Genomic DNA, 26812 nt, shown 5'->3' with positions numbered 1-26812 from the left:
CGGGTCCGGCGGGGCGGCCTCCTGTCTTCATTAGCGGAGATCGATGTGATTCCAGTGCGTTACCGCATTCTATGCATCTACTCGGCCATGCTGGCGATGACGCAGTACCAGTGGATGCGCTTCGCGCCCATCACCGACCTGGTATCCACCAGCTACGGCATCAGTTACGGCCAGGTGGGCTCGCTGTCGCTGGCCGTGACCGCGCTGTCGCTGCCGCTGGCGCTGCCCAGCGGCAGCCTGATAGACCGGATATCGGTGCGCGCCTGCCTGCGGGCGACCGCCGTCGCCATGCTGCTGGCGGCGCTGATTCGAATCGGGCAGCCGCGCTACGGCTGCCTGCTGGCCGGTCAGCTGTTGTTCGGCTTCGTCCAGCCGCTGACCATGTCGCTGCTGGTCAAGCTGATGCTCACCTGGTTTCCGGCCCCGGAGCGCGGACGCGTGTCCGCGCTGTCCAGCATGGTCATCTTCCTGGGCATAGGCGCGGCCTTCGTGCTGGTGCCGTTGACGGCGCCGGGAAACGTGGCGGGCTCGCTGCGCTGGGATGCCGGCCTGCTGGCGTTGATCGCGGCCCTGACCTTCGCCTGCGTGCCCAGGGACCCGGCGCTTGGCGACGGCGCCGCGCCGGCCGGGCATGGCGCCCGCTCCTTACGCGTCGACGGCGTCGATCTGCTGCGCACCCGGCCCTTCATCGCCGTGCTGCTGATGATCTTCCTGACCAATGGGTATTTCTCGGCGATCACCACCTGGCTGGAGCCCATCCTGCTGCGGCAGGGCGTGGACACCCGGACGAGCGGCTGGATCGTCGTGCTGATGCTGGCGGCCGGCATGGCCAGCTCGGCCTTGATCGTCGCCCTGGTGCGCGCCGGCGCGACCGTGGGCCGGGTGCTGTCCTGCGCGGCCCTCTGCGCCGGCGTCGGCACGCTGTGCCTGTTCACCACCGGCTCGCTGCCGCTGCTGGCCCTGGCCGGCGTCGCGATCGGCGCCGCCTTGCTGTCGCCGCTGCCGCTGCTGCTGCAACTGGTTTCCGATGCCGCGGGGCATGCCCGTTCCGGCACCGCGACGGCGATTTTCTGGCTGGCTGGCAATATCGGCGCGACGCTGATGATCGCCGCGTTGGGGCGGGTCGTCGATCACGGCGACTGGGGCGCCGCCGCCTGGCTGCTGTGTCTGGCGCTGCTGGCGCAGATCGCGATTTCGCTGACCGGCTTCCGGCCGGGGAGGCTGGGCGTCGGCAAGGCCTGAAGGCGGGGCGGCGCAAGTGTCTCGACCGGGAAGAGGGACAGTGCGCGAGGCTTTGATGACATTTATTGATATTTGAGTGATATATTAAATCAAATGTCATTAACTGACCGGCGTGTACGGCCGACCGCGCTTGCGGCGCAGCAGGCGCGGCGCTGGGCGCGAGGAGACGGCATGGACGCAGACAGGAAGACAGCTGGCCGCCGGCCGGCGGCACTGGGGGCGGGGGCGGCTTTGCTGGCCTTGCTGGCCGCTTGCGGCGGGGAGGACAAGCCGCAGCCGGCCGATCTGCAGAAAGCGGAAACGCTGCGGCCGGCCGACGCGGCGCTGGCGAGCAAGTACGAGCGCTCCTGTCTGAGCTGCCACGGCATGCCGGCCAGCCAGGCGCCGCTGACCGGCTTCGCGCCGGCCTGGGAGCCGAGGCTGCGCAAGGGCATGCCCTTGCTGCTGTCCCATGTCCGCGACGGCCTGAACGCGATGCCGCCGCGCGGCTATTGCAACGACTGCAGCGACGAGGAGTTCACCCGCTTGATCGCCTTCATGTCCGGCGGCGGGCAAGGAGGGACGCGATGAAGACCACGCTGGATAGACGCGTGCTGCTGCGCCTAGGCGGCGGCGCGCTGCTGGGCGCCTGGACCGTCCGCTCCGCCGGTCCCAGGGCGGCCGCGCCCGCCGGCGGCTACCGCTGGCGCAACTGGAGCGGCCTGCAAAGCTGCACCGCGCAGGCGCTGGCCACGCCGGGCGACGAGGCCGAGTTGGCGCGGCTGTTGCGCGCCGCCGGCGCGGCCGGCACGCCGCTGCGCTGCGTCGGCGCCGGCCACTCGTTCACGCCGCTGGTCCCCACCGCCGGCAAGCTGGTGTCGCTGGACCGGATGTCGGGCCTGCTGGCGCAGGACGCCGCCGCCGGCACCGCCACCTTGCTGGCCGGCACCCGCATCGCCCAGCTGGCTAGGCAGCTGGACCAGCACGGCCTGGCACTGCGCAACCAGCCCGACATCGACGCGCAGAGCTACGCCGGCGCGATCAGCACCGCCACCCACGGCACCGGCGCGCGGCTGCAGGCGCTGCACGCCGACGCGCTGGCCTTGCGGCTGGTGACGCCGGCCGGCGAGATCGTAGACTGCGGCGGCGGCCGCGACGACGATCTGCTGCAGGCGGCACGGGTGTCGCTGGGCAGCCTGGGCGTGATCGCGCGCGCCACCATCGCCGTGGTGCCGGCTTACTATCTGAAGCGCAAGCTGTGGCTGATGCCAGCCCAGCAGATGCTGGACGCCGCGCCGGAGTTGGCGCGGACCCATCGCAACTTCGAATTCTACTACCTGCCGTTCACCGGCTACGCGGCGGCCATCGTCCACGACCTGGCGCCGGCCGGCCCGGCGTCCCGGCCGGAATCGCAGGACGAGGACATGCTGCGCGAGCTGCGCCGCTTGCGCGACTGGCTGGGCAAGATGCCGTCGCTGCGGCGCTGGGTGGCGCAGAAACTGATCGACCCGGGCATGGGCGAACAGGCGCTCGACAAGTCGTGGCGGCTGTTGTCCACCTCGCGGCCCACCCGTTTCAACGAGACCGAATGCCATGTGCCGCGCGAGGCCGGCATCGCTTGCGCGCGCGAGGTGATCGCGCGGCTGGAGCGGCGCGACGATGTGTTCTTCCCGATGGAGTTCCGCTTCGTCCAGGGCGACGACGCCTGGCTCAGCCCGTTCTATCGCCGCGACTCTTGCTCCATCGCCGTCCACGCCGCCGCCGGCGAAGCCTGCGACTACCTGGTGACCGACCTGGCGCCCATCTTCCGCAAATACCAGGGCCGGCCGCACTGGGGCAAGCTGCACGCGCATCGCGCGGCCGATTTCGCCGCGCTGTATCCGCGCTGGAACGATTTTCTGAAGTTGCGGCGCGAGCTCGATCCGCGCGGCCTGCTGCTCAATCCGCATCTGCGCGGCGTGTTCGGGGTGGCGACGTGAACGGCCGGCGGCGGATGCTGGCGGCGCTGGGCATCGGCGCGATGGCCGCCGTCGCGCTCCGTCCAGGGACGCGCGGCGCGCCGCACGACGGCTATTTCCGCCAGATGGCCGACGCCTTGCGCCAGGCAGGCATCGCCACGCCGACGTTGGTGCTGGACCGGCGCCGGCTGCAGGACAACGTCGGCCGGGTCATGGCCCATCTGGCCGGGCGGATTCCGCTGCGGCTGGTGGTGAAGTCGCTGCCGTGTCCGGCCTTGCTGAACGAGGCGGCCGCCTTGTGCGGCACGCGGCGGCAGATGCTGTTCAGCCTGCCCCAGCTTCTGGCGATGGCGCGCGGCGATCGCGACATTCTGCTGGGCAAGCCGTTGCCGGTGGCGGCGGCGCAGGCCTTCTACCACCGCTTCGCCGATGCGGACTTTCATCCTGAGCGGCAGCTGCAATGGCTGGTGGACACGCCGGAACGGCTGGCGCAGTACCGCGAGCTGGCGCGCGGCCAGAACCTGAGGCTGAGGGTCAACCTCGAGATAGACGTCGGCCTGCACCGCGGCGGCGTCGCCGACGCCGCCACGATGGCGGCGATGCTGGATTTGCTCGAATCGGAGCCCAGGCTGCAATGGTCGGGGCTGATGGGCTACGACGCGCACGTCGCGAAGATTCCCGACCTGCCCGGCCTGCGGGAGCGGGCGCACCGTCATGCCCGCGAGGCTTATGCCGCCTTCGCCGCGATGGCGCGGGCGCGGCCGGCGCTGTACGCGGCGGCCGGCCGCCCCTGCTTCAACGCCGGCGGCTCGCCGACCTACCGGCTCTACCACGGCGACGGCGTCGAGAACGAGGTGGCGCTGGGCTCGGCCTTGCTCAAGCCTGGCGATTTCGACACCGCCTTGCTGGACGACCTGAGGCCGGCCTGTTTCATCGCCACGCCGGTGCTGAAGGCGCTGCCCGATTTCCAGCTGCCGTACGGCGTAGAGTGGCTGGGCGGCCTCGCGCGCGGCTGGGACCCGAACGCCCGTCGCGCCTACTTCATCTACGGCGGCAACTGGCTGGCCGATCCGGTGTCGCCGCCGGGGCTGTCCGCCAGCGGCTTGTACGGCGTCTCGTCCAACCAGCAGGTGCTGCTGGGGTCCGGCCTGCAGCGGCTGGCCGCCGACGATATGGTGTTCTTCCGGCCGCGGCAGAGCGAGGCGGTGCTGCAGCAGTTCGGCGACATCGCCGTCTATCAGGATGGCCGCATCGTCGACAGCTGGCCGGTGTTGCCGGCCACCGGCTGAACAGGCATCAAAAAAACCGCGCCGGGAGGCGCGGTTGTCGCTGGCGGCCGCCGCCGGCTCAGACGTAGTTGCTGTCGTCGTCGGAGGCGTAGTCGTCCTGCGAGGCGCCGGTGTCCTGATAATCGCCGCCGTCCTGGGAATCGGACTCGTAGTAATTGTTGACGGTGATGTTCTGTTCGGTCGGAACCGGCGCGTCGTAGCCGGCCTGGCTCTGGCCGCCGCCGTGGCCGGAATGGCCCCCGAACAGGTTTTCTATGCCCTGCACCAGGAAGGTGCCGGCGGCGACGCCGGCCGCGGTGGTGGCCACATTGCCGAGGAAGCTGCCGACGCCGCCGCCGAGGAAGCCCGACGATTGCGCCGGCGCCTGCTGGTAGGCCGGGGCCGGTTGTTGATAAGCCGGCGCGGCCGGCGGATAGGCCGGTGCGGCGGGGCGCGGGGCATAGGCCGGGGCCGGCGGCGGGGCGCCCCAGGCGGAGCCGGCGTTCGGATCGAGGAAGGTCCCGGGCGCGCCGACCGGCGCTTGGGCGCTGCGCGCGGCCTGCAGGTCGGCCTGCAGCTTGGCGATTTGCGCGTTGGCGGCGGCCAGCGCCTGTTCCTGCTGCATGCAACGCAGCACCAGCAGGTAGGCGGCGTCCGGCTGTTGCGCGGCGGCCTGCAGGATGGCGGCTTCGGCCTGCGGGTCCTTGGCCACGCCACGGGCCTGTACCAGTTGGGTCAGAAAGGTTTGCAGCGCTTGGTTCTCTTGCGGCGTCATGATGGGCTTTCCTGGTGGCGCGGGCCGGCGGGAGGCGATAGCTCGCGTGAATTTTGTAAACGCATTGTATATGCGTTTGACGCCCGGACAAGCGACGCAATCGTTACCGAATGTGGCCGGCGGCCGGCCCGTCGTGCGATGGGCCGCCTCCAGCCGGCGCTCAGTTGGGCCGCGGGCAGGCGGTGCTCTGGCCGTTCAGGCCTTCCGCCTTCAGCGAGAACGAGGCGGTGCGGCGGCTGCCGGAACCGTTGATGGTGATGACGTAGATGCTGTCGTAGTCGGAATCCGACCAGGACGGGATGCTGGCCGACTGCTTCAGGTCGGAGAAGATCTGCTTGGCCAGCGTGACGATCTTCTTGTGCTCCCAGGCGACGAACACGGTGGAGTCGGCATAGTCCGAGTTCAGCAGCTTGGACGCCAGGTCGGTGGTCTGCGTGAAGCCGTAGCCGGTATTGACCGGCATGCCCAGGCTGATGGCGGTCGGCTCTATCGTCGCCAGCGGACGCACATAGTAGAAATTGCCGCCGGGGTCCGACACCTGGGTGGACGGATCGGGGGCGAAGATGGCATCCGGCGTGCCGAAGGCGCTGGTCAGCACCTGCGGCAGCGCCAGCGCGCGGTTCAAGCCCTGGCAGGTGATCTGCCCCAGGCCCTGCGCCGGCTTCTCGCCGTGGCGGATCATCACGATGGTTTCGGTGGCGGCGACGGCGTGGGCGGACAGCAGCAGCGGCAAGGCGGCCAGCGCGACGCGACGCGGCCAGTTCGACAGATGCGGGGTCATGGATTCTCCTGGAGTCTGGGGCGCGCCGGCGCATTCGGGCCTGGAGGAGGCCGCGGTCGGCGCGTCAGGGCTTTATACGGGTGAAGTTTGACAATGGCATTTCAGGTGGCGGCCGGAGACGGCCATCCCGTGCGATAGGCCAGGCGCGGCAGGCGGTGAAGGCGTCGACCAGCGGCCAACGCCGGGCATCTGGACGATCTGGCCAATCAGCAGATGGCCACGCTGCGGCAGTACCGCTTGTAGGCGTAGCCCATTGAATGCAACAGCCCGGCCGTCGAGAGACGGCCGGGCTGTTCTGCCTGAAGAGGCTTAGGACAGCGTGAAGATCTGCGTGCCTAGGCTGCCGACCTGGACGGTGCCGTCGCTATTGACGAAGGCGCGCGAGCCTTCGACCAGGAGGGTGTTGTTGGTCAGATACGCGCCGTTCCAGCTGTCGACGATATTGTAGGCGCGTCCATCGGGGCGCTGGCTGCCGCCGAAGGAGAGGTTGAACGGCGCGACGCCGTCCTTGCCCTGGGCCTTGCTGAACACCCAGCCGTAGTGGCCGATCTCGCCTTCCGCCTTGAACGAGCCTATCGGGCTGTAATTGGCTTGATAAACGCCGGCGATCACGCCATTCGAGGCATTGGCCGAGGTGATCTTGAAGCTGAAATTCTTGTCTGCGGAAACGTAGGTGCCGATTTGCGGAACTGACATGACAGATCTCCCAAATGCGATGGAAACGGACCTCGCGTGCTGCCATCAATCTATAGTCGATCAAGCATCGATTTCCGCCTGCCAGCTCTTACAGTATCTATTTGCCGGTGAATGTGGTTCAAATCGGGCAGGGTCACCGGAATGAAAAACAGCCGGGCCACCGGGAGGCGGGCCTGGCTGTCGGTTTGATCGCTTGCCGCCGTTTCGGGCGACCGTGGGATCAACGGGTTTGTTGCAGCGGACCGTGGGTGCGGTCCCATACCGGAACCTGGCTGTAGATCACCAGATTGCCGTCGGCCTGCAGCGCCAGGTACGGGTTGGGCGTGCCGGCGGTGTTGGTCTTCCAGACCGGCGAGCCGTTGGCGTAGATCACGAAGTTGCCATCGGCCTGCATCCAGGCGTCGGTGGCGCCCGATCCCGTCGTGCCGCTGGACCAGATGATCTGGCTGCCGTTCTTGTACAGCACCATATTGCCGTCGGTCTGGAAGATCAGGAAATACTGGCCGACGGTATAGCTGTTGCCCGGCGCGATGTGGGCCGGCGGCATGAAGGTTTGCGACGGCAGGTTCTGCATCGTGGCCGGGTCGCTGGTATGGCTGTCCCATACCGGTTTCAGGCGGTAGAACACCAGGTTGCCGTCGCTCTGGACATTGAGGAAGCTGCCGCCCCAGCCGGTATTGAGTTGCCACACCACCGCACCGCCCGGGCGATAAAGCACGAGGCGGCCGTCCGGCTGCATCATCGCCTGGATGGCGCCGCTGCCTACGGTATTCGATGCCCACAGCGCGCCGCTGGGACCGTAGAACACCAGATTGCCGTCAGCCTGCATGGCGAGAAAATATTGCCCGTTATCGGAATACACCCTGTCGTTGATCGACAGGCTTTGACCCGAGTTGAGCGATTTCGCCTCGGCGGACATCGTGAACAGCATCATGCTGGCGGCTATCGCACACAGCAGTTTTTTCATCGCACATTCCTTTTCAGTGAGTGATACGGGATGAGATACAACGATTGCAGCGAGAGTATTTACCAGTGAATTATGAATTTGTCATTTAATTTTGTCTTGAATAAGACATGGCGGCAAAAGGAGTGTTTGTTTTGCCACAGTCGGTAAGCTGGAATGATTAAATAGAACCGCGCCAAATTAGTCTGATTATGGATGGTATTAAATAGGAATTTGTTTTTCGGCATCCTATTAAATAGACGGCTTGAATTGTACTGGCATAATGATTTATTGCCATAAAATAGCGTTTTGGAGCATTGCATTGGCGTTATGGCCTTTGTTTTGCTCGGCGCTTTTGTTTTTATTGCTGGCAATGAATTCCGTACATCAATATTGCCATTCCGGCATCGAAATAAACGAATTGCGTTATGGATTGAAATAACCGCATCGATAAATGCCAATAATTTATTTGATTCTGAAAAGTGATGGCTAAATGGGGAGGCGCGGAAAGTTCGCGGTTTCGCGCAATGGCAGCGGCGGCGCCGCCTTCATGGGCGGGTAGGGGGATGGCGGGCTGGGTGGTCCATCCAGCCCAAGCACGGCGGCTTGGGCCGGCATCGTCGCTCAAGCAACGGTAAAGCGGGTCGTCAGCAGGTTCAGCTGGTTGGCCAGCGTTTCCAGCTGCTGCGCGGCGCCGGCCATCTGCTTGGCCGCATCGCTGTTCATTTCGGCGCTGCGCGCGATGCTCTCCACCGTATTGGCGATTTGATGGCTCGCGCTGGAATTCTCCGACATGGCGCTGCTGATCTCGTGAATGGTGCTGACCATGCCATTGGTTTCCCGCTGGATATGGCTGATCGCCTCCGCGCTTTGCTCGGCCTGCCGTTCTCCGTTCTCGACCGCCTCGACGCTTCTGGACATGGTGGAAACCACGTTTTGCACATTGCCCTGGATGCTTTCGATCACTTGGGAAATATCCTTGGTCGACTGGGCGGTGCGCTCGGCGAGCTTGCGCACCTCATCGGCCACCACGGCGAAGCCCCGGCCGGATTCTCCTGCGCGCGCCGCCTCGATGGAGGCATTCAAGGCCAGCAGATTGGTCTGATCGGCAATGTCCTTGATCACGCCGACAATGGAGCGGATGGCTTCCGACTGCTTGCCCAATTCGCCGACCTGGACCGCGGAGTCGCGCACATTGGCGGAAATACTGGCCATGCTGTGGCCCAGCTCGTGCATGCGCTCCACCCCCTGGGTGGCCGACTGTCCCGTCTGCACGGCGGTGGCCGACGCATTGCGCGAATTCTGCGACACCACCGAAATGCTGACCGTCATTTCCTCCACCGCGCCAGCCATGCTGGCGGCGGCATCGCTGCCGACATCCGAACCATTGGCCACATTTTCGGACACATCGACAAGCTCATGGGACAGACGCTCCAGATTGGCAGAATTGTCGAGCAACTGTTTGAGCATGGCGTTGAGGCTCTGTCGCATCAATTCCAGGTGTCCGAGCAGGCTCTCGGGACTGCTGGCCGCTATGCGTTGGGAGAGGTTGCCGTTGGCCAGCGCGCCAACGCTCTCGATGGCCGCGTGAAGCTCGCCGCCCAGCAGGCGCAAGATCACCCGGGTATTGGCGGTGGACACGACGATGCCGACCAGCACCGCCAGCAAAGACAGTCCCAGCAGCCTGAGCTTGCCGGTGCCGTATGTGGCGTTGGCTTCCTCGTTGCCGCTCTTCAGCAAGTCTTCCTCGTAGGAGATGAACTTCTTCCAGGCATCGATATAGGCCGACTGCAGCTTTGTCGTCTCGCTGAACATCAGGACGATGGCCTCGTCCTTCTTCCCTGCCTTCTGCAAGCCAAGCACGCGGTTGCGGCTCTTGCCATAGTTGGCCCTGGCCTCCTTGACCTGGTCCAGCAGCGATTTTTCCTGTTCGCCGGATACGATCCCCTCCAGCGCCTTCATGTTCTCGTTGACGTTTTTGACGGTAACGGCGAGGACATCGCGCGCGGCCGCTATGTCGGCCGGGCTGACGCCCGGCCGGCCTTCCGAGGTGATGATGAAGCTGAAGGCGCGCGCATAATCATAAGCTTCCTTGATATTCGCATTGGCCAGCTTGGTCTTGGGCCAGATCTCGCTGCTGACCGCTTGAAAGTCCTTGACCACGGACGACAAGGCCTCGATGCCCAGCAACGATAACAGCAGAGTCATCACGACCAGTGTTCCAAATCCCAACCGCAGGCGGGTTCCAATCTTCATCGGTGTAGCCATACACGGATCCCTCCTAGCTGTGGTCCTGTACTCGCGACAATATTCACGGCAGCAAACGCCATGCCCTCTTTCGAAAAAGAGGAGAGAGCATCATGCGTGTCCGCTTTACTTCCACTATCAGCACGGAGAGTTAATTTATTTGGAATTTTTTACTGATGGCATAGGGTCATTGCTATTGCCTTATTATCCCTGCCGGGGCATAACAGTTACTTCTGATTTATAGCAGCGCTTTTAAATTATTCATTAGCCGATGGGTATTATTTTGGGGTGGGCTGCCTGGTTTGGATGGCTGTCGATTGATATGCGGATGCAAGAGGTTTTCTGGTAGGAATACCGGATGGAAATTAATGTGCAGTGGATTGACCTGATATCCGGGAATACGGCCGTTTATGATTTTAGCATCCCTGCTCCAATCGATGGCTGCGCAATGTTCGATTTCAGAAAACGATGAAGAAACCGTGGAAGAACGCTATGAAGGGGATGGGCAGGAAAATCGCCCGCTAGGGATTGGAGCCGGCTTGTTTTGAATAAATGCGTTTCATTTCGATATGGCGATGTACATGTATTTCATGTCTTCATGTTTGCTGCGCCAGGCTGGTTCGATATGGCCGGATCGGCGATGCGGCGGCCGATGCCGATACTTACGCCGCATGGCCTCGCATGCGCGATGTCCGGCCAGGATCGCCATCGGGGGAGGGGGCGGGTCCTGGTTGGCCGGACGCTATCCGGACCGGGCAGAAAGCGCCGCGCTTGTTACGGCGGTTACAATTTTCGGGGATGAAGGCGGCTGCCCGTCCGGTCAGAATCCGCTTTCCATCATCAAACCAGGAGCGTTTTATGTCGTTTTCCCGCCGTTTTGCCTTGCTATCTTGCTTTTTGTGGCCGCTGGCCAGCTTCTCGGCCGCCGCGCCGGCCGGCGCCGCCGCGGAGACATTCGCCAAAATCGAGAAGGATTTTGGCGGCACTATCGGCGTCCACGCGATTGACACAGGTTCCGGCGCGGTCGTCAGTTACCGGGCCGAAGAGCGCTTCCCGCTGTGCAGCTCGTTCAAGGGTTTCGTGGCCGCAGCCACGCTGGCGCGCAGCCAACAACAGGCCGGCCTGCTGGACAAGCGCATCGCCTACGGCGAGGACGCGCTGATTTCCTGGTCGCCGATCACCAGAAAGCACCAGGCCACCGGCATGACGGTGGCGGGGCTGTGCGCGGCCACCGTGCAGTACAGCGACAACGCGGCCGGCAATCTGCTGTTGAAGGAGCTGGGCGGCCCGGCCGGGCTGACGGCCTTCATGCGCTCCATCGGCGACCGCACATTCCGGCTGGACCGCTGGGAGCCGGAGCTGAACACGGCGATTCCGGACGACGCGCGCGACACCTCGTCGCCGCGCGCGGTGGCGGAGAGCCTGCGAAAGCTGGCCTTGGGCTCCGCGCTGGCGGCGCCGCAGCGCCGGCAGCTGAACGACTGGCTGAAGGGCAACACCACCGGCGACAAGCGGATCCGGGCGGAGGTGCCGGCCGGATGGAAAGTCGGCGACAAGACCGGCACCTGCGGGGTGTACGGCACGGCCAACGACTACGCCGTGATCTGGCCGAAGGGCCGCGCGCCCATCGTGCTGGCCGTCTACACGAAGGGGCGCGATAAAAACCTCAAGCCCAGCGACGCGGTGATCGCCGCCGCGGCGAAGGCTGCCTTGGAAGGGCTGGGCGTGAGCCGGAAGTAAAACGATAAATCCCGTAGCGTGGTGCTGAGCGCAGCGAAGCCCAAGGTTTACCGAAAAGGTGAGGACTGCAGCTTGGTGGTAAGTCTTGGGCTGACGGAGTGCTCGAGTGTGCAAGCCATATGACTAGGGGAGAGGGATGCAGCCGGCAATGGCCGAGTCCAGATGGTGGCGTGGGCTGCGTACCTATCGTGCTAGCCGTCTATACGAAGGAGTGGGACAAAATCTCAAACCCGGCCGCGCTGATTGCCGTGGGGGTGAAGGTGACGCTGGAGGGGCTGGGCGTGGGGCAAACCGTGGGGGTTGGCACGGAGTGTGGCGAAACCTACTGGTTACCGTGAGGCGTGGCTGCGGTCTTTACCGCCTGATCAATTTCTCGGCGAATGTTGGATTTCATTCTGCTCTGACTAGGCTATGGGTTTTGTAAGGCATGCCAGTTATGGAAAATGTCGATTACGCCAGATGCAGTGCAACAAAAATGAGACAAATTAGTTAATTCTTATGAAATTCATTTGGCATAATTGAATGTTTTTGAGAATTAACACTCAACAGTGTCGAAAATATTAAAATTTGATGTCAAGTTAACAAAAATAAACATTTGTGCTAGATTTTTAACAAAATAGCATCATATTGGATTTGATAATTCACCTCCATTTTATGACTCATGGAGTGAGTAGTGCTATCAATCATTGGGCAAATGACTACAGGTGACTATCTTCTCAATCATCGAACTCCAGGTGATAAGCTTATTACGGATGATGATGGTCCTATTGACGCTCATTCGGTAAAAAGTAATATCTCAGAAACTGATCCCAACGAAGGCACGCCTGCTGCAATTGTGACACTGAGTGGGCAGAATGGTGATGTCGAAGAGAGGGCAATCGTTTATGAGAAACCAAAAGTACAGGCTAGTGGTCAGTCAGGAACACCGGGAAAGGGCACGGTCGATGTATATAACCATAATGAATTTTATGTAAAGGATGGTGGGAAATTCTTAAGCTGTGCTTGGAGTATTGCCACGCTTACCCTTCTTCCTGAGTATAAGGAAGCAAAGTCCGCGCTAGATATTGCGAATGATCTGCTGCAGCGCACTAAGACTACCGATGATGCGATATCTGATTGTCAAGATGGGGTCGGTATAAGAATGGTGAATCACAAGCCGCAGTCACAGTCTCAACCATCTGTGCCAAAAAGCATTGGAGGAGGAGATTGTTCTGGCATAAGTTCTGCACATATGGGGACCGTAAATAACGCAACAGTTTCGGAAATGGGTAACTTTGGCTCAAAAAGTGGCTATGTTGAGTGTTCAGACCCTGTTGTTTATGATGGCACTACGAGTGGTGGTGGTAGTGGCGGTATATCACATTTCATTCCTGAGATGGATTAAATAAGTATCGTGCTTTTTTTGTTTTTAATTTAGATGTCAACGTGATGTTAGGGATGCCTTGAAAAAAATATTATTTACCTTGCTAATGATTATGGTCCCATTTTCCATTGCGGAAAGCATGCTGGGAGCGCCACCTGGTAGGCAGCCATTAATCATCATGAAAAAGGTACAGCCTCGGTATCCAAATGGTGAAACAAATTTCTCAGGAAGAGTAGAGGTCGATTTTGTTGTGAAAGAGAATGGAGACACGAACACTGTTACAGTGCCTGGAGATGTAGACCCTGCAGTACGAAAAGCATGCGAGGATGCAGTGTATCAATGGAAGTTTCAACCATACCATGATGATGGTAAGCTAAGAAAAGCAAAAACTTACTTTATTTTCCATGCTCCTGAAGAGAGCGCCTAGTACTTAAGCATGGCTTATCAGAAGAAGGACCTGTAGCGCAATCAATAAGCGCTGATTTTAGTTAGCGCGGCCAAGTTACGATTCCACTCGGCCCCGTCAAATGCTGACTATCGTTAATATCTTAACTCTGAGCTGCGCCTTGTTTCTTCGGAAGCTTGGGATTCATGAAGTCCCACGGCGCGGCGCTTGCCACATGGAAGTCCAGCTTCGGCGCGTAGCGCGAGCTGTCGTCCAAGGTGCCAGCCTTGACGCCCAGCATGCCGGGAATGCTGCCGAATCTGGCGAACAGTTGCGAGCCGCAATGCGGGCAGAAGCCCCGGCTGTGCGTATTGCCGCTGTCGGCCGTGGTCTCAAAAAACTTGGCCTCGCCGGACACGACGACCGCCTGTTCGGGAAAAAGCATGGCCGGGATGAAAGCGCCGCCCGAACTTCTCTGGCAGTCCTTGCAGTGGCAGTTCCCCATGAACAAGGGCTCGACATCGACTGCGTAGCGGATCTCGCCGCAAAGGCACTGCCCTGTGTATTTCGAATTCATATTCCACTCCGTGCTGGTTGATCATGCGCGTCATGTCGACGCCGAGCCTGGTGGACGGCAGCGTGCCGGCCAGGCGTCATGCTTTGTTCTTGCTGTCAGGGACGCGGGTGTTGGCGGGAGCGAGGGGCAGGCCTGCGGATATGGCAGGGTGTGCTTATGTAAAGAGACTATATCCATTTGAAATTGAAGTGTGAAGCCTTTTGCGTGGCGTTCGTCCTGCAGGCAGGCTGCAGGGAAGAGGGCGCATCGCGGTCGTTTCGATGATCGCGGGGCGGCCATTTGCGATAGCGGGGACCGCTTTGGGAAGCATGCCGGATGCCATGCCCGGCCAGGCATCGCACCGTCACATCGCTATCGGCCGAGTCAGCGCGGGGCGGGGCCGGCTATCCACGGCCAGCCCTTAGAGCCTGTTTACGATCTTTTTACGAGCAGCGCAGGCCAGCCAGCAGGCCAGATGCAAGGCGGAGGGCGTAGGCCTTGGTGATTCCAAGGCCTAGCCCGACAACGCGGCAGATGGCCTGCTGGCTGGCCTGCCCTTCGGGACGGTTTTCTGCCGGCGCATGGCTTTGTCAAACGTCTCTTGCAGTGAGCGACACTGCCGCGGGCCGTTTTTCGTGCCCTGCATCCGGCAGAATACCGTCGATGCCGCAAAAAGATCGTAAACAGGCTCTTAGGCTTGCGAGCGTCGATAACGTCCCGGGCTTTGCCCGACAATCCGTTTGAATGCGGAGTGGAATGCCGCTTCCGAGCCATAGCCGACGCTTTCGGCGACCGATGCGATGCTCTCCCCGGCTCTCAGCGCGGCGCTGGCTTTGGCGATGCGCCAGTGAGTCAGGTAATCGATAGGCGTCATGCCGACTAGCGAGCGGAAACGCTGGGAAAACATCGTGCGCGACATCGCCACCGCGGCGGCGAGCTCGTCGACTTTCCAATGCCGGGCTGCGTTCGCATGCATCAGGCCCAGCGCCTTTCCTATCTTGAGATCGGCCAGCGCTCCCAGCCAGCCGGGCGTATGCGCGCTCGACGCCAGATACGCGCGCAGCACCTGCACCAGGACCATGTTCGCGAGACTGGCCGCGGCAAGCGACGCGCCAGGACGGAGCGTTTCCGTTTCCAAGCGGAGCAGTTCGAGCGTGGCGCGCAGTGCCGGCGCGCTTTCCGACGCCGCCGGAATATGGATCAGCGGCGGCAGCGATTTGAGCAGCAGCGCGCTGGCGCTGGCGTCGAGGACGAAACGGCCGCCCGCCGCGCTGATCCGCTCTCCGCCCTGGCCATAGCGCACGACGCCATCGGCGCCGCGGTTGGCCGCGAGCACCTCGCGGCCATCGGCTGGCGCGAGCGAGGGATCGCTGCCGGTGCAATACGCCTGCCCCTGGGTCAGCAGATAGAAGTCTCCCTGCCGCAGCCTGATCGGCGGGACGCCGTCTTCGAACCATAGCCAGAACGCGCCGGCCAACACGCCGCCGAACTTGATGTGTTGATAGGCGGAAAAACGCAGCGACCAGGCGCCATGCGCCTCGAACCGCGCCGACAGCATGCTTTCGACTTTGAGCAGATGGAAGATATCGGAAAGCGGGTCCATGAGATTCCGTACGATGGATAAAGAATTTCGTTGAATCGATTATAGATTGGCCGGCATCGATAGCTGAAGATGAGCCCTTCTGGATATGCGATAAGGAGAACATCATGTCGGCAATCAAAGACAAGGTCGTGGCCATCACCGGCGCGAGCAGCGGAATCGGCGAGGCCACCGCGCTGCTGTTGGCGGCGCGCGGAGCGAAAGTGGTGCTAGGCGCCCGTGGAGAACATCGCCTGCGCGGCGTGGCGGAACGGATCGCTGAGGCCGGCGGGAGCTGCGCATGGGCATGCGTGGACGTCAGGCGCCGGGAGGACGCGTTGCGGCTCGTCCAGCTGGCATGCGAGCGATACGGCAAGCTGGATGTGCTGATCAACAATGCCGGCGTCGGCCCGATCTCCCCGCTCGATGAATTGCGCGTCGACGATTGGGAGGAGATGGTGGACGTCAACATCAAAGGCGTGCTGTACGGAATCTATGCGGCTTTGCCGGTCTTCCGCTCACAAGGCTTCGGCCACTTCATCAACACCGCGTCCACCGCCGCGCATCGCATCCTGCCGAACATGGCGGTCTATGCGGGCAGCAAGGCCGCCGTGCGGGCAATCTCGGAGGGCTTGAGGCAGGAGGCGGGCGACAAGCTGCGGGTGACGGTCATCTCCCCCGGTTTCACTCGGACCAACTTCGCCGAGTCGATGACAAACCAGGAAGTCAAAGCGCAAATCTCGGCCAGCATGGAGGCATTCGCGATGCCACCGGAAGCGGTGGCCCGCGCGATCGCGTTTGCCATCGAGCAGCCCGCCGACGTCGATGTGGGCGAGATCATCGTCCGCCCCACGGCGCAAGGGTAGACGCAGAGGCGTAGGGTGCAATATCCGGCACGAAACGGTGGGATGCGGCCATCTTCCAGCCGGGCATTGCACCGCTTTCTAACCCTGTTTCTCACTATCCCAGTTTTGGTGCTGCTACTATTAATCCGGCAGTAATAATCCGTACAGATTGTATACTTCCGGCATGGAAAAAATCGATGTGCGCAAGCTTGAACTGGCCGCCCGTGAGCAGCTGAGGCGTACCGCTATCCGGATGTACAAGCGAGGCCGGTCTCAAGCCAGTATTGCCGAAGAACTCGGGCTGCGCCGCCCCACCATTTCCGCCTGGGTGGTGCGTGAGGCAGCACTAGGTGCGCAGGGATTCAAAGAACAGAAGCGCGGTCGCGCCGAAGGCACCGGCCGTCGGCTGACCGAGGCGCAGGAAGCCCGGATCAAGCAGGACATCGTGGATCGCACGCCAGACCAGATGAAGCTGAGGTTTGCCCTGTGGAGTGCTCAGGCGGTCAAGGCTGTAATCAAGCAGATGTTTCTGATCGATCTGCCGATCCGTACTGTCCGTCTGTACTTGGCCCGCTGGGGCTTTACGCCGCAGCGCCCGCTCAAACGCGCTTATGAGCAGCGACCGGCAGCAGTCGAGAAATGGCTCAAGGAGGAATACCCGGCTATCGTCGCGCGTGCCAAAGCGGAAATGGCTGAAATCAGCTGGGGCGACGAATCGGCGGTGTCGAGTGTTGAGCACTTTCCGCGTGGCTACGCCCCAAAAGGCCAAACCCCAGTTCTGGTGTTATCCCAATCGAAAAGAGCGCGCATCAACTTGATTTCGGCCATTACCAACCAAGGCAAGATGCGCTTCATGCTGTACCGGGAGACCTTGACGGCCCGGGTGCTGATCAAGTTTCTGATGCGGCTGATCCGTGATGCTGGCGGCAAGAAGGTGTTCTTGATCCTCGACAACTTGCGCGTGCATCACAGCAAGCTGGTGCAAGCATGGTTGGAGGAGGAAGAGAACAAGAAGGCGATTGAGTTGTTCTTCCTGCCCAGCTACTCACCGGAACTGAACCCGGATGAATACTTGAACGGCGACCTGAAGGCCAGAATGAGCGCAGGTGAGCCGGTTCGATCAGACGGTCAACTTCAAGGGAAAGTGCTGTCCCATTTACGCTCATTGCAGAAGCAGCCGGCCAGAATCCGGTCGTACTTCCGGCATGAAAAAATCCGCTACGCGGCATGAGCTTTCTGTACGGTATTTGACTGCCGGATTAATAAGTTGTGTGGAAGTATTGAGAAGATTGAATTGAAATATTCCGTATCTACTGTTGAAGCAATCAAAGATTTTTCATAGTTAAATAAGTGGCATATTATTGTTATTGATTTTGAGTGTTGATTTTTTCAAGAACTTAAAGCAGGCAGGGCATGCTTCGTCGAATCAATTTGCGGTGATGCTACCGCTCTATGTCGGGTATGTGAAATTACTTGCAATTATCCTGTCGTCATGATAAATTGTTGGTTGAGCCAACTCATGATCTGCGAGATATTTCAATCTATTTTCAATGCAGTTAAGTAGTAATTAATATTTGAATTGTCTTTTATTTCATGGGGTAGAGCATGAAAAAAATATCAATAGCACTATTTTCTTTCTGCTTTGTATGGCTATCTTTTACTGCGGTGCTTTATGGTGTTGCAAGACATTATTCGCCGGCTGGAGATGAGGTTGATGTAAAGCTTGTTGTTTTTAAAACCTTTATTCCAGCGGCAATCGTTGTATTGGTGGGGCTATTTTCAAGGAAGAAGAAATGATCGAGCTAACGATTGACGAAGTAGAAACTGTCTCAGGTGCGCGGGGTGAGTGCGCAAATCAAATTGTTGGCGCCGGCGGTGCAGGAATGGGAGCAGGAGCACTTGCAGGCGGTGCACTTGGCGCGCTTTCTCCTTTCCCTGGTGGCGCTGCGGTTGGCGCTTATTTTGGAGGAATGGCAGGCGCTCTGATCGGTGGGGCTTGGGGATCCAGCGGAGGGGCCTGTCCTTCTGGTGGCGGCGCTGGCGGTAGTCACTTAGTTTTTATACACCATATGCTGTAATTCTTCATTAATGACTGTTTAAAACCTGCCGGCTTTTTAGGGTGGGTTTTGATTTTATGAAATGCCACCAACTCAAAGAGGATTGGCTGAGCAATTTCCTTGTGGGTCAAATTTGCTCAAATAGTCTTTCCCTTGAGAGTTTTTCTTGATACAGAAGTAAAGACGGTTCCGGCCGTGCTCGCCAAACATGTCGAAAATATAAGCGGTGTGGTTGGTTAGTGGCTGTGCCGGCACCTTATTTTTGTCCGGTGATATGGTGCCGTAGGGGAGGCATGTTTGTGGTGACACTGGAGCAGTCTTTAGCGTGGTTTTGTACCAAGACTTCCACATATAACGATGTTGTGTATCGTTGAAAACCTCCGCGGATACACCCTGACCCTTGAGATAATCCGGTGTCTCGCCTTCAATCGGAACTTTCAAGTAGAAGCATGGTTTCCCATCCTTCATCACCGCAGCGGCATACGCATCGAAGGGTTTGGACATTGCCCAGCAGTTGCTGGCCAATGCTAGTCCCACTGCCAGTAGATATTTCATAGTTTATTTTATCTACTCTGGCCATTTGACTACGAGTGCAAATTGCAGCAGTTTACTTTTGATCGCAATATGTAGTCACGTAGATGCATGGCTTTAAAATGATAAAAGTGGCGTATCACAATGATTCAGAAAGACAATGGCCATATTTGTCTGCCTTTACCAAGTAATCTTTATTGCTGTTTGAATCTTTTTTCACACAAAAGTAGACTCGATAGCGACCATACTCGCCGGTGAGTGAGAAGTAATATCCTTCACCGTGATTTAAAGGCAATGCAAGCTTGTCGTTTCTGATTGGAGATTTCATCCCGTATGGAATGCAAGACTTTGGTGTGACAGGGTCAACACGCAAGCGCTTCTCCATCCACATATCCCATTTGCTGGGGCCATTCACTTTAAAAACCGCAGCATGAACGCCCTCACCAGCCAGGAAGTCTGGTGTCTCTTTTTCAATTGGTGTGCTGATGTAGAAGCATGGTTTGCCATTCTTCATCAATACAGAGGCATCCGCATCATACAGCTTTGACATTGCAAAGCCAGTGTTTGAAAAAAACAGCGCACCGATAAGCATATATTGCTTCATAATTATGGCTCAATTGCAGTTGTTGTGGGTAGCAGACCCGCATCAGAAGGATTGGTCAAGAAGCTGGCAAGTGCGATCTTCAAAGACGGTAGCTTTCCAACATAGTTGGGGTAGTTCAATGCTGTCGCGCCAAAATAATGGGACACAAGCTCACCCTGCTGTTCCATATTGAAATCAGGCATGGTTTTGCCTTTGTCTTCGGTATTCAGATGATAACGATAGGCCGGTGATGGTGCTCCCTTTTTACCGTCATCAGAATAACCGCCTTTTGCGCCAATTTTCATCCCCGCAAATGTAACGCTATAGCCTAGCTGGTATTGCCAAACGTGAGTCATCTCGTGAATGAACCAGATCTTCACCGATTTGTCATCTACAGCCGAAAAATCAGGCTGAAATGCATCATCCGGAAAGTGAATTTCTCCCTTTGGCGTCATGGCATTGCCAGAGCGGTTTGGCTGGCCGAACAAGCCGCCTCGGTGGATTTTGACCTTGGTGTAATCGATGGCGTTCTTGAATACCGTCCGGGCCATGGCGATTTCGCCCGGCGTCATGCCCCGTGTGTCTGTCGCCTTCGGCAAGGTATGGTTGACCGTGGACGAGCCGATAGCCTGGGGATTCGTCTTGATGCCACTGAGCTTGGCTTTGAGGGCCGGGGAGGGCGCGCGTCCCCCGGTCTCGCACATATGCTCTTGCTGGCAGGCGCAGCCATAGATCGTATCCGGGTAAAACTCCACGCAGGTAATCTCGGTGGCTTTATCGGTCTGGATGCGCGCCGTCTTGCCGGCGGAGTCGGTGCTGCCTTCGACCGTGCTGCCGTCACCCAGCGTGAGCGTGTAGCGGGTGTTGGCGAGCACGTTCCGGTCGGCGGTGAAGAAGCGGATCTGCTCGTCGAAAGCGGCGAGGGACGCCATGCTGGCGGCTGTCGCGGCCACACCGGTGGCCAGCCCGTTTGAGCGGCTGCCCGTTGTCGCGGTCCCGCTGCTTTCATAGTCGCGGCCGACTTCGCCCATCGTCGAGATCAGCGCGGCGCCGCAACTGACTTTGTGGCCTTCAAGCGCGACGGCCTTGCCGCCGACGGTCCATGACGGGTCGCCTTCCACAATGACGCAGTTGACGTGTCCGTTCTGCGGGCAGCTGACAGCATCGCCGATCAGCGCGACGGCTTTGCCGAACATGGAGGTGGTGGCTGAGGCGCTGACGACCTTGCCGCCATGGCTGGTGGGGTCGCCGATGCGTATGACGCGTTTCATAAGAAGAGGGGAAAAGCAAACGGCGAATTATATTCGAAAACACTTATTCAGCCTGCTGGCAAACAGGGCAGGTCGTACGGACCGCTTAGCTGCCCGCAGCGTAAACGCAGGTTTTGGCAGCAGCCAGGCCGCCGGGAGGCGGGCCTGGCTGTTGCTTGGATGGGAGGGGGCCTACAGCACGCGGGTCAGCCGCGCGAAGGCTTCGTCCATCCGCTTGTCCAGCGGTATCAGCAAGGCCTGCAGGCGGCGGGATGGCAGATGGGCGTCGTCGCCCAGGCAGGCGAGCAGGCCCAGCACCGACTGCAAGCCCAGCTGGCCGTGGGCGAGGTGGCAGACGGCTTCGATCACCGCCTGCTCTATCTCCTCGCACAGATAGGCCACATGGGCGGCTGGCAACCGCATCTTGGCGTAATCCCGGCTATCCAGGTGTATCTGCAAGGCGGCGAGCGCGTCATGCAGCCGGGTCATCGCCAACAGGCTGAGAGTCGGCGTGGAGGCTTGGACGTGACGCAGCCAGCGAGTGCTGACGGGGCGGCGGTTTTTCAGAGAGACGGCGAGGTGTGATCGACTACGGGGGATGCTGGGCATGGCAAAGTCCTCCTTGCATGGGGCGCTGGTGCAGCCCCGTGAACTACGCTACCGGCGCTGAGTCGACGAGGCGGTTGGCCGTGTAGTGTCTGAAATCCAAAGCAGGAACTCCGATGCATAGGCATCTCCCCGTGTGGCTGTCTGCACAAGTCGTAGCTTAATTAGTGGCAAGAAGATATCAATGAAAAACAAAAAGTCACTTATAGTTTGCAATTTGCAAAGCATATCGCGTGGTTCTTGGGATGGCAAGCGGTGATGCTTGCGGATATGGAAAACACGACTAAACCCTTGTCCGCGCGCGCGGTTTTTGCCCGTAATCTGCGGATTGCCAGACGTCTGCATGATGTGTCGCAAGAGGCTCTAGCGTTACAGGCGGGGATGAGCAGAACCTATGTCTCGGAGATCGAGCGTTGTGAGCGAAACGTCTCTATCGACAACATGGGCGCATTGGCTGATGCTTTGGGCGTGGCGTTGAGAGACTTGGTTGATCCAGAGATGTTTGGCGGATTGCTGGACAAAGCAAGCAAGTAATTAGCAAACGATGCCAAGCTTTTCAAGGGGGGGCTAGTGGGGGTGAGTCAGTTTGTCTCTATTTTGTTCGATTTACCTATTAATCCGGCAGTCAAATACCGTACAGAAAGCTCATGCCGCGTAGCGGATTTTTTCATGCCGGAAGTACGACCGGATTCTGGCCGGCTGCTTCTGCAATGAGCGTAAATGGGACAGCACTTTCCCTTGAAGTTGACCGTCTGATCGAACCGGCTCACCTGCGCTCATTCTGGCCTTCAGGTCGCCGTTCAAGTATTCATCCGGGTTCAGTTCCGGTGAGTAGCTGGGCAGGAAGAACAACTCAATCGCCTTCTTGTTCTCTTCCTCCTCCAACCATGCTTGCACCAGCTTGCTGTGATGCACGCGCAAGTTGTCGAGGATCAAGAACACCTTCTTGCCGCCAGCATCACGGATCAGCCGCATCAGAAACTTGATCAGCACCCGGGCCGTCAAGGTCTCCCGGTACAGCATGAAGCGCATCTTGCCTTGGTTGGTAATGGCCGAAATCAAGTTGATGCGCGCTCTTTTCGATTGGGATAACACCAGAACTGGGGTTTGGCCTTTTGGGGCGTAGCCACGCGGAAAGTGCTCAACACTCGACACCGCCGATTCGTCGCCCCAGCTGATTTCAGCCATTTCCGCTTTGGCACGCGCGACGATAGCCGGGTATTCCTCCTTGAGCCATTTCTCGACTGCTGCCGGTCGCTGCTCATAAGCGCGTTTGAGCGGGCGCTGCGGCGTAAAGCCCCAGCGGGCCAAGTACAGACGGACAGTACGGATCGGCAGATCGATCAGAAACATCTGCTTGATTACAGCCTTGACCGCCTGAGCACTCCACAGGGCAAACCTCAGCTTCATCTGGTCTGGCGTGCGATCCACGATGTCCTGCTTGATCCGGGCTTCCTGCGCCTCGGTCAGCCGACGGCCGGTGCCTTCGGCGCGACCGCGCTTCTGTTCTTTGAATCCCTGCGCACCTAGTGCTGCCTCACGCACCACCCAGGCGGAAATGGTGGGGCGGCGCAGCCCGAGTTCTTCGGCAATACTGGCTTGAGACCGGCCTCGCTTGTACATCCGGATAGCGGTACGCCTCAGCTGCTCACGGGCGGCCAGTTCAAGCTTGCGCACATCGATTTTTTCCATGCCGGAAGTATACAATCTGTACGGATTATTACTGCCGAATTAATAACTTCTTCAGGGGAATTTCACCCCCCTCCACCGATTTCACCATTTCACTAACTTTCCAGGGCTGCCGCTGGCCAGGCGTTGCGGGTCAGGCCACCCGCACATGCTTCCAAAGTGCCAGGGTCCCCGGCTTCCCCTCGGCCCGTTTACTAAACTGTTTAGTTAGCATGGGGAGTCTGTGCCTGGCTCAGCGTGGGGGATCGAACACCCGTAAGCCACCCCCGTCCAGGAAGAACCTATTTGCCGGGTGGTGCTAGGGACGGCCCGCCGCAAGTCATGCCGCAACTGAAAGCCTTGCCCCTCCCTTACGGCGGTTTCGCCACCCCTCTAAAAAATGGTAGTGACAGTAGTGACGTAGTGACATCGTTGATTTGAAAGGGAAATTTCATGATTTCACATAGTGACAGACATGAAATGTCACTATTAATCCGGCAGTAATAATCCGTACAGATTGTATACTTCCGGCATGGAAAAAATCGATGTGCGCAAGCTTGAACTGGCCGCCCGTGAGCAGCTGAGGCGTACCGCTATCCGGATGTACAAGCGAGGCCGGTCTCAAGCCAGTATTGCCGAAGAACTCGGGCTGCGCCGCCCCACCATTTCCGCCTGGGTGGTGCGTGAGGCAGCACTAGGTGCGCAGGGATTCAAAGAACAGAAGCGCGGTCGCGCCGAAGGCACCGGCCGTCGGCTGACCGAGGCGCAGGAAGCCCGGATCAAGCAGGACATCGTGGATCGCACGCCAGACCAGATGAAGCTGAGGTTTGCCCTGTGGAGTGCTCAGGCGGTCAAGGCTGTAATCAAGCAGATGTTTCTGATCGATCTGCCGATCCGTACTGTCCGTCTGTACTTGGCCCGCTGGGGCTTTACGCCGCAGCGCCCGCTCAAACGCGCTTATGAGCAGCGACCGGCAGCAGTCGAGAAATGGCTCAAGGAGGAATACCCGGCTATCGTCGCGCGTGCCAAAGCGGAAATGGCTGAAATCAGCTGGGGCGACGAATCGGCGGTGTCGAGTGTTGAGCACTTTCCGCGTGGCTACGCCCCAAAAGGCCAAACCCCAGTTCTGGTGTTATCCCAATCGAAAAGAGCGCGCATCAACTTGATTTCGGCCATTACCAACCAAGGCAAGATGCGCTTCATGCTGTACCGGGAGACCTTGACGGCCCGGGTGCTGATCAAGTTTCTGATGCGGCTGATCCGTGATGCTGGCGGCAAGAAGGTGTTCTTGATCCTCGACAACTTGCGCGTGCATCACAGCAAGCTGGTGCAAGCATGGTTGGAGGAGGAAGAGAACAAGAAGGCGATTGAGTTGTTCTTCCTGCCCAGCTACTCACCGGAACTGAACCCGGATGAATACTTGAACGGCGACCTGAAGGCCAGAATGAGCGCAGGTGAGCCGGTTCGATCAGACGGTCAACTTCAAGGGAAAGTGCTGTCCCATTTACGCTCATTGCAGAAGCAGCCGGCCAGAATCCGGTCGTACTTCCGGCATGAAAAAATCCGCTACGCGGCATGAGCTTTCTGTACGGTATTTGACTGCCGGATTAATAGTACTTTGGATGCAGAGAGAAACCGTCCCGAATTAGCCAGTTCGTTAGCTGTTGCATGCTTCATGACTTTGTCCTGTTTTGCTAGATGGTCGCATAGCCCTGTGCAATACGTAGAATAGACCTATCAGAGGCTAGCTAGAAGCCATTTTTGAGCCACTTTAGAAAAGTGCCGAAAAGCCACGAATATAGACCTTATGTTAGAGTATTTCAGAGCACACTTCTTGCTAACCCCTTAGTCTGCATGAAGGAGAGAGTGGGGACGTGATCTTTCAGGTAGATGAATGACTATGTGCTTGACATTAATACTGTTAGCCAAACCTTCATTTTTGTTGATTGGTAGTTTTTCTATTGATCCACAGGCTACAGAATCTTCACTTCACTACGTTTTATCGACCCAGGCTGCCAGTACTTGACCCATTCTATCAATGTTCCAATCCGTGCTAACAGAGGTTGCTTTTCAATCCTGAGTTGTGAGAGGGAGGGGGTGAGTTGGGCGTCATCCATAAGCTTTCCAGGCAATGGATGGAAGTTGCATGCAATTTTCATAAAAAAGCCGCCCACCTTGCAGTGAGCGGCTTTCTCTTTAGCCCAATGTAAGCTTGCTAAAGCTTACTCCGGACGCATCTGCGGGAACAAGATCACATCCCGGATAGACGGCGCATCGGTCAGCAGCATCACCAGGCGGTCGATGCCGATGCCGCAGCCGCCGGTGGGCGGCAGGCCGTATTCCATCGCGCGGATGTAGTCGGCGTCGTAGTGCATCGCCTCGTCGTCGCCGGCGTCCTTCTGGGCCACCTGAGCCTGGAAACGGGCGGCCTGGTCTTCCGGGTCGTTCAACTCGGAGTAGCCGTTGGCGTGTTCGCGGCCGACGATGAACAGTTCGAAGCGCTCGGTCAGGCCCGGCTGGGTGTCGGAGCCGCGGGCCAGCGGGGAGACTTCCACCGGGTAGTCGATGATGAAGGTCGGGTTCCACAGCAAGCTCTCGGCGCATTCCTCGAACAGCGCCAGCTGCAGGCTGCCCAGGCCCGGCGCCGGGGGCAGCTTGCCGCCCAGGCGCTTGATCTCGCTGGCCACCCAGGCGGCGTCGGACAGCTGCGCGTCGGTGTATTGCGGGTTGTAGTGCTTGATCGCTTCGACGATGGTGAAGCGGTCGAACGGCTTGCCCAGGTCCACTTCCTTGCCCTGGTAGGACACGGTGGTGGCGCCGCAGGAAACCAGCGCGCACTCGCGGATGATGGTTTCGGTCATCTCCATCATGCGCTGGTAGTCGCTATACGCTTCGTAGAACTCGATCATGGTGAACTCGGGGTTGTGGCGCGTGCTCATCCCCTCGTTGCGGAAGTTGCGGTTGATCTCGAACACGCGTTCCAGGCCGCCCACCACCAGGCGCTTCAGATACAGCTCCGGCGCGATGCGCAGGTAGAGCGGCATGTCCAGCGCGTTGTGGTGGGTGACGAACGGTTTGGCCGACGCGCCGCCCGGAATCGGGTGCATCATCGGGGTTTCCACTTCCAGGTAGCCTTCGCCCACCATCACGTCGCGCACCTTCTGCACGATCTTGGAGCGCTTGATGAAGGTGTCGCGGCTTTCCTCACTCATGATCAGGTCGGCGTAGCGTTGGCGGTACTTGGTTTCCTGGTCGGCGATGCCGTGGAATTTCTCCGGCAGCGGACGGATATTCTTCGACAGCATGCGCACTTCGGTCGCCTGCACGGTCAGCTCGCCGGTCTTGGTCTTGAACAGCACGCCCTTGACGGCGACGATGTCGCCCAGGTCCCAGCGCTTGAAGTCGGCGTAGACGTCTTCGCCGACATTGTCGCGGGAGACGAAGGCCTGGATGCGGCCGCTGCTGTCCTGCAGCGTGGCGAAACTGGCTTTGCCCATCACACGTTTAAGCATCATGCGGCCGGCGACGGCGACTTCGATTTTCTCGGCTTCCAGCGCCTCTGCCTCTTTGGCGGCGTGGTCGTCCTGCAGCGGTTTGGCGAAGTGGCTGCGTTTGAAGTCGTTGGGGTAGGCGATGCCCTTTTCGCGGATCGCCTTCAGTTTCAGGCGGCGTTCCGCCATGATCTGGTTTTCGTCTTGGCTTTGCGCCTGTGCTTGTTCGTGATCAGACATGATGACTCCGTGCCGGGTAGGGTTCCTTC

General features: G+C 59.4%; 26 protein-coding genes. 13 read left to right on the top strand and 13 right to left on the bottom strand.

The genetic code is table 11. The annotated features are described in order from the left end of the window. Positions 1 to 45 precede the first annotated feature (45 nt). From CXB49_RS16980 to CXB49_RS16965, 4 genes are all read left to right on the top strand, one after another. Complete coding sequence (locus CXB49_RS16980) at positions 46 to 1242, top strand: MFS transporter (RefSeq protein ID WP_233492841.1); 1197 nt, start codon at positions 46 to 48, stop codon at positions 1240 to 1242. A gap of 171 nt (positions 1243 to 1413) precedes the next feature. Next, positions 1414 to 1812 (top strand): cytochrome c5 family protein, encoded by a 399-nt coding sequence (locus CXB49_RS16975; RefSeq protein WP_101709487.1) that lies wholly within the window; start codon positions 1414 to 1416, stop codon positions 1810 to 1812. Then, positions 1809 to 3200: a D-arabinono-1,4-lactone oxidase gene (locus CXB49_RS16970; protein WP_101709486.1), complete on the top strand. Its 1392-nt coding sequence runs from the start codon at positions 1809 to 1811 to the stop codon at positions 3198 to 3200. The genes CXB49_RS16975 and CXB49_RS16970 overlap by 4 nt, the downstream gene beginning before the upstream one ends. Further along, positions 3197 to 4468, top strand: a complete 1272-nt coding sequence (locus CXB49_RS16965; protein WP_233492840.1) for a DSD1 family PLP-dependent enzyme — start codon at positions 3197 to 3199, stop codon at positions 4466 to 4468. Before CXB49_RS16970 ends, CXB49_RS16965 begins: the two co-directional genes overlap by 4 nt. Positions 4469 to 4526: 58 nt before the next feature. Here the strand turns inward: CXB49_RS16965 and CXB49_RS16960 are convergent, their stop codons facing one another. From CXB49_RS16960 to CXB49_RS16940, 5 genes are all read right to left on the bottom strand, one after another. Further along, on the bottom strand, positions 4527 to 5222 hold the full coding sequence (locus CXB49_RS16960) for a DUF2076 family protein (protein WP_101709485.1): 696 nt from the start codon (positions 5220 to 5222) through the stop codon (positions 4527 to 4529). A gap of 160 nt (positions 5223 to 5382) precedes the next feature. Continuing rightward, entirely contained in the window at positions 5383 to 6003 is a 621-nt protein-coding gene (locus CXB49_RS16955) for a hypothetical protein (RefSeq protein ID WP_101709484.1), read from the bottom strand. Positions 6004 to 6312: 309 nt separating this feature from the next. Further along, positions 6313 to 6699 carry a hypothetical protein gene (locus CXB49_RS16950; RefSeq protein WP_101709483.1) on the bottom strand — a complete coding sequence of 129 codons (387 nt, stop codon included), beginning with the start codon at positions 6697 to 6699 and terminating at the stop codon, positions 6313 to 6315. Between the two features lie 220 nt (positions 6700 to 6919). Continuing rightward, complete coding sequence (locus CXB49_RS16945) at positions 6920 to 7666, bottom strand: curculin (mannose-binding) lectin (protein ID WP_101709482.1); 747 nt, start codon at positions 7664 to 7666, stop codon at positions 6920 to 6922. A gap of 600 nt (positions 7667 to 8266) precedes the next feature. Then, positions 8267 to 9898, bottom strand: a complete 1632-nt coding sequence (locus tag CXB49_RS16940) for a methyl-accepting chemotaxis protein (RefSeq protein ID WP_158300926.1) — start codon at positions 9896 to 9898, stop codon at positions 8267 to 8269. 849 nt (positions 9899 to 10747) lie between these two features. Here CXB49_RS16940 and bla point away from each other — a divergent pair. From bla to CXB49_RS16930, 3 genes are all read left to right on the top strand, one after another. Then, complete coding sequence (bla, locus tag CXB49_RS16935) at positions 10748 to 11629, top strand: carbapenem-hydrolyzing class A beta-lactamase (RefSeq protein WP_101709480.1); 882 nt, start codon at positions 10748 to 10750, stop codon at positions 11627 to 11629. 673 nt (positions 11630 to 12302) lie between these two features. Next, positions 12303 to 13013 (top strand): hypothetical protein, encoded by a 711-nt coding sequence (locus CXB49_RS23695; protein ID WP_158300925.1) that lies wholly within the window; start codon positions 12303 to 12305, stop codon positions 13011 to 13013. A gap of 58 nt (positions 13014 to 13071) precedes the next feature. Then, a complete protein-coding gene (locus tag CXB49_RS16930; RefSeq protein ID WP_158300924.1) occupies positions 13072 to 13419 on the top strand; it encodes an energy transducer TonB in 348 nt (115 codons plus the stop codon). 121 nt (positions 13420 to 13540) lie between these two features. Here CXB49_RS16930 and CXB49_RS16925 read toward each other — a convergent pair whose 3' ends face one another. After that, on the bottom strand, positions 13541 to 13954 hold the full coding sequence (locus tag CXB49_RS16925) for a GFA family protein (RefSeq protein ID WP_101709478.1): 414 nt from the start codon (positions 13952 to 13954) through the stop codon (positions 13541 to 13543). A gap of 670 nt (positions 13955 to 14624) precedes the next feature. Continuing rightward, the gene (locus CXB49_RS16920; protein WP_101709477.1) at positions 14625 to 15536 is read right to left on the bottom strand and encodes an AraC family transcriptional regulator; all 912 of its coding nucleotides are present in this window, start codon (positions 15534 to 15536) and stop codon (positions 14625 to 14627) included. Positions 15537 to 15640: 104 nt separating this feature from the next. On the opposite strand from CXB49_RS16920, the gene CXB49_RS16915 reads away from it, so the two are divergent. The 4 genes from CXB49_RS16915 to CXB49_RS23685 all read left to right on the top strand — a co-directional run bounded on the left by CXB49_RS16915 (position 15641) and on the right by CXB49_RS23685 (position 18343). Further along, positions 15641 to 16378, top strand: coding sequence for an SDR family oxidoreductase (locus CXB49_RS16915; RefSeq protein ID WP_101709476.1), 738 nt, complete (start codon positions 15641 to 15643; stop codon positions 16376 to 16378). Positions 16379 to 16541: 163 nt separating this feature from the next. Next, a complete protein-coding gene (locus tag CXB49_RS16910) occupies positions 16542 to 17588 on the top strand; it encodes an IS630 family transposase (protein WP_101706528.1) in 1047 nt (348 codons plus the stop codon). Between the two features lie 374 nt (positions 17589 to 17962). Then, complete coding sequence (locus tag CXB49_RS23690; RefSeq protein ID WP_158300923.1) at positions 17963 to 18154, top strand: hypothetical protein; 192 nt, start codon at positions 17963 to 17965, stop codon at positions 18152 to 18154. Between the two features lie 45 nt (positions 18155 to 18199). Continuing rightward, complete coding sequence (locus CXB49_RS23685) at positions 18200 to 18343, top strand: hypothetical protein (protein WP_158300922.1); 144 nt, start codon at positions 18200 to 18202, stop codon at positions 18341 to 18343. Positions 18344 to 18507: 164 nt separating this feature from the next. Here CXB49_RS23685 and CXB49_RS23680 read toward each other — a convergent pair whose 3' ends face one another. From CXB49_RS23680 to CXB49_RS16900, 4 genes are all read right to left on the bottom strand, one after another. Further along, positions 18508 to 18969 carry a hypothetical protein gene (locus CXB49_RS23680; RefSeq protein WP_158300921.1) on the bottom strand — a complete coding sequence of 154 codons (462 nt, stop codon included), beginning with the start codon at positions 18967 to 18969 and terminating at the stop codon, positions 18508 to 18510. Between the two features lie 115 nt (positions 18970 to 19084). Next, positions 19085 to 19549: a hypothetical protein gene (locus CXB49_RS23675; RefSeq protein WP_158300920.1), complete on the bottom strand. Its 465-nt coding sequence runs from the start codon at positions 19547 to 19549 to the stop codon at positions 19085 to 19087. Positions 19550 to 19551: 2 nt separating this feature from the next. Then, complete coding sequence (locus CXB49_RS16905; RefSeq protein ID WP_101709475.1) at positions 19552 to 20799, bottom strand: PAAR domain-containing protein; 1248 nt, start codon at positions 20797 to 20799, stop codon at positions 19552 to 19554. A gap of 171 nt (positions 20800 to 20970) precedes the next feature. Then, a complete protein-coding gene (locus CXB49_RS16900) occupies positions 20971 to 21267 on the bottom strand; it encodes a DUF1484 family protein (RefSeq protein ID WP_233492838.1) in 297 nt (98 codons plus the stop codon). Positions 21268 to 21642: 375 nt separating this feature from the next. On the opposite strand from CXB49_RS16900, the gene CXB49_RS16895 reads away from it, so the two are divergent. Next, positions 21643 to 21918 carry a helix-turn-helix domain-containing protein gene (locus CXB49_RS16895; protein WP_369826503.1) on the top strand — a complete coding sequence of 92 codons (276 nt, stop codon included), beginning with the start codon at positions 21643 to 21645 and terminating at the stop codon, positions 21916 to 21918. Positions 21919 to 22029: 111 nt separating this feature from the next. Here CXB49_RS16895 and CXB49_RS16890 read toward each other — a convergent pair whose 3' ends face one another. After that, positions 22030 to 23076 carry an IS630 family transposase gene (locus tag CXB49_RS16890; protein WP_101706528.1) on the bottom strand — a complete coding sequence of 349 codons (1047 nt, stop codon included), beginning with the start codon at positions 23074 to 23076 and terminating at the stop codon, positions 22030 to 22032. A 508-nt stretch (positions 23077 to 23584) separates the two neighbouring features. Here CXB49_RS16890 and CXB49_RS16885 point away from each other — a divergent pair. Further along, positions 23585 to 24631, top strand: a complete 1047-nt coding sequence (locus CXB49_RS16885; RefSeq protein ID WP_101706528.1) for an IS630 family transposase — start codon at positions 23585 to 23587, stop codon at positions 24629 to 24631. A gap of 643 nt (positions 24632 to 25274) precedes the next feature. Here CXB49_RS16885 and lysS read toward each other — a convergent pair. Continuing rightward, the gene (gene lysS, locus CXB49_RS16880; protein WP_101709473.1) at positions 25275 to 26783 is read right to left on the bottom strand and encodes a lysine--tRNA ligase; all 1509 of its coding nucleotides are present in this window, start codon (positions 26781 to 26783) and stop codon (positions 25275 to 25277) included. Positions 26784 to 26812: the final 29 nt, after the last annotated feature.

The organism is Chromobacterium sp. ATCC 53434 (assembly GCF_002848345.1).
In the GTDB taxonomy this organism is placed as follows: Bacteria; Pseudomonadota; Gammaproteobacteria; order Burkholderiales; family Chromobacteriaceae; genus Chromobacterium.
The sequence above is the reverse complement of the archived record's forward strand: the minus strand, read 5'-3'. Positions and strand labels throughout refer to the sequence as shown.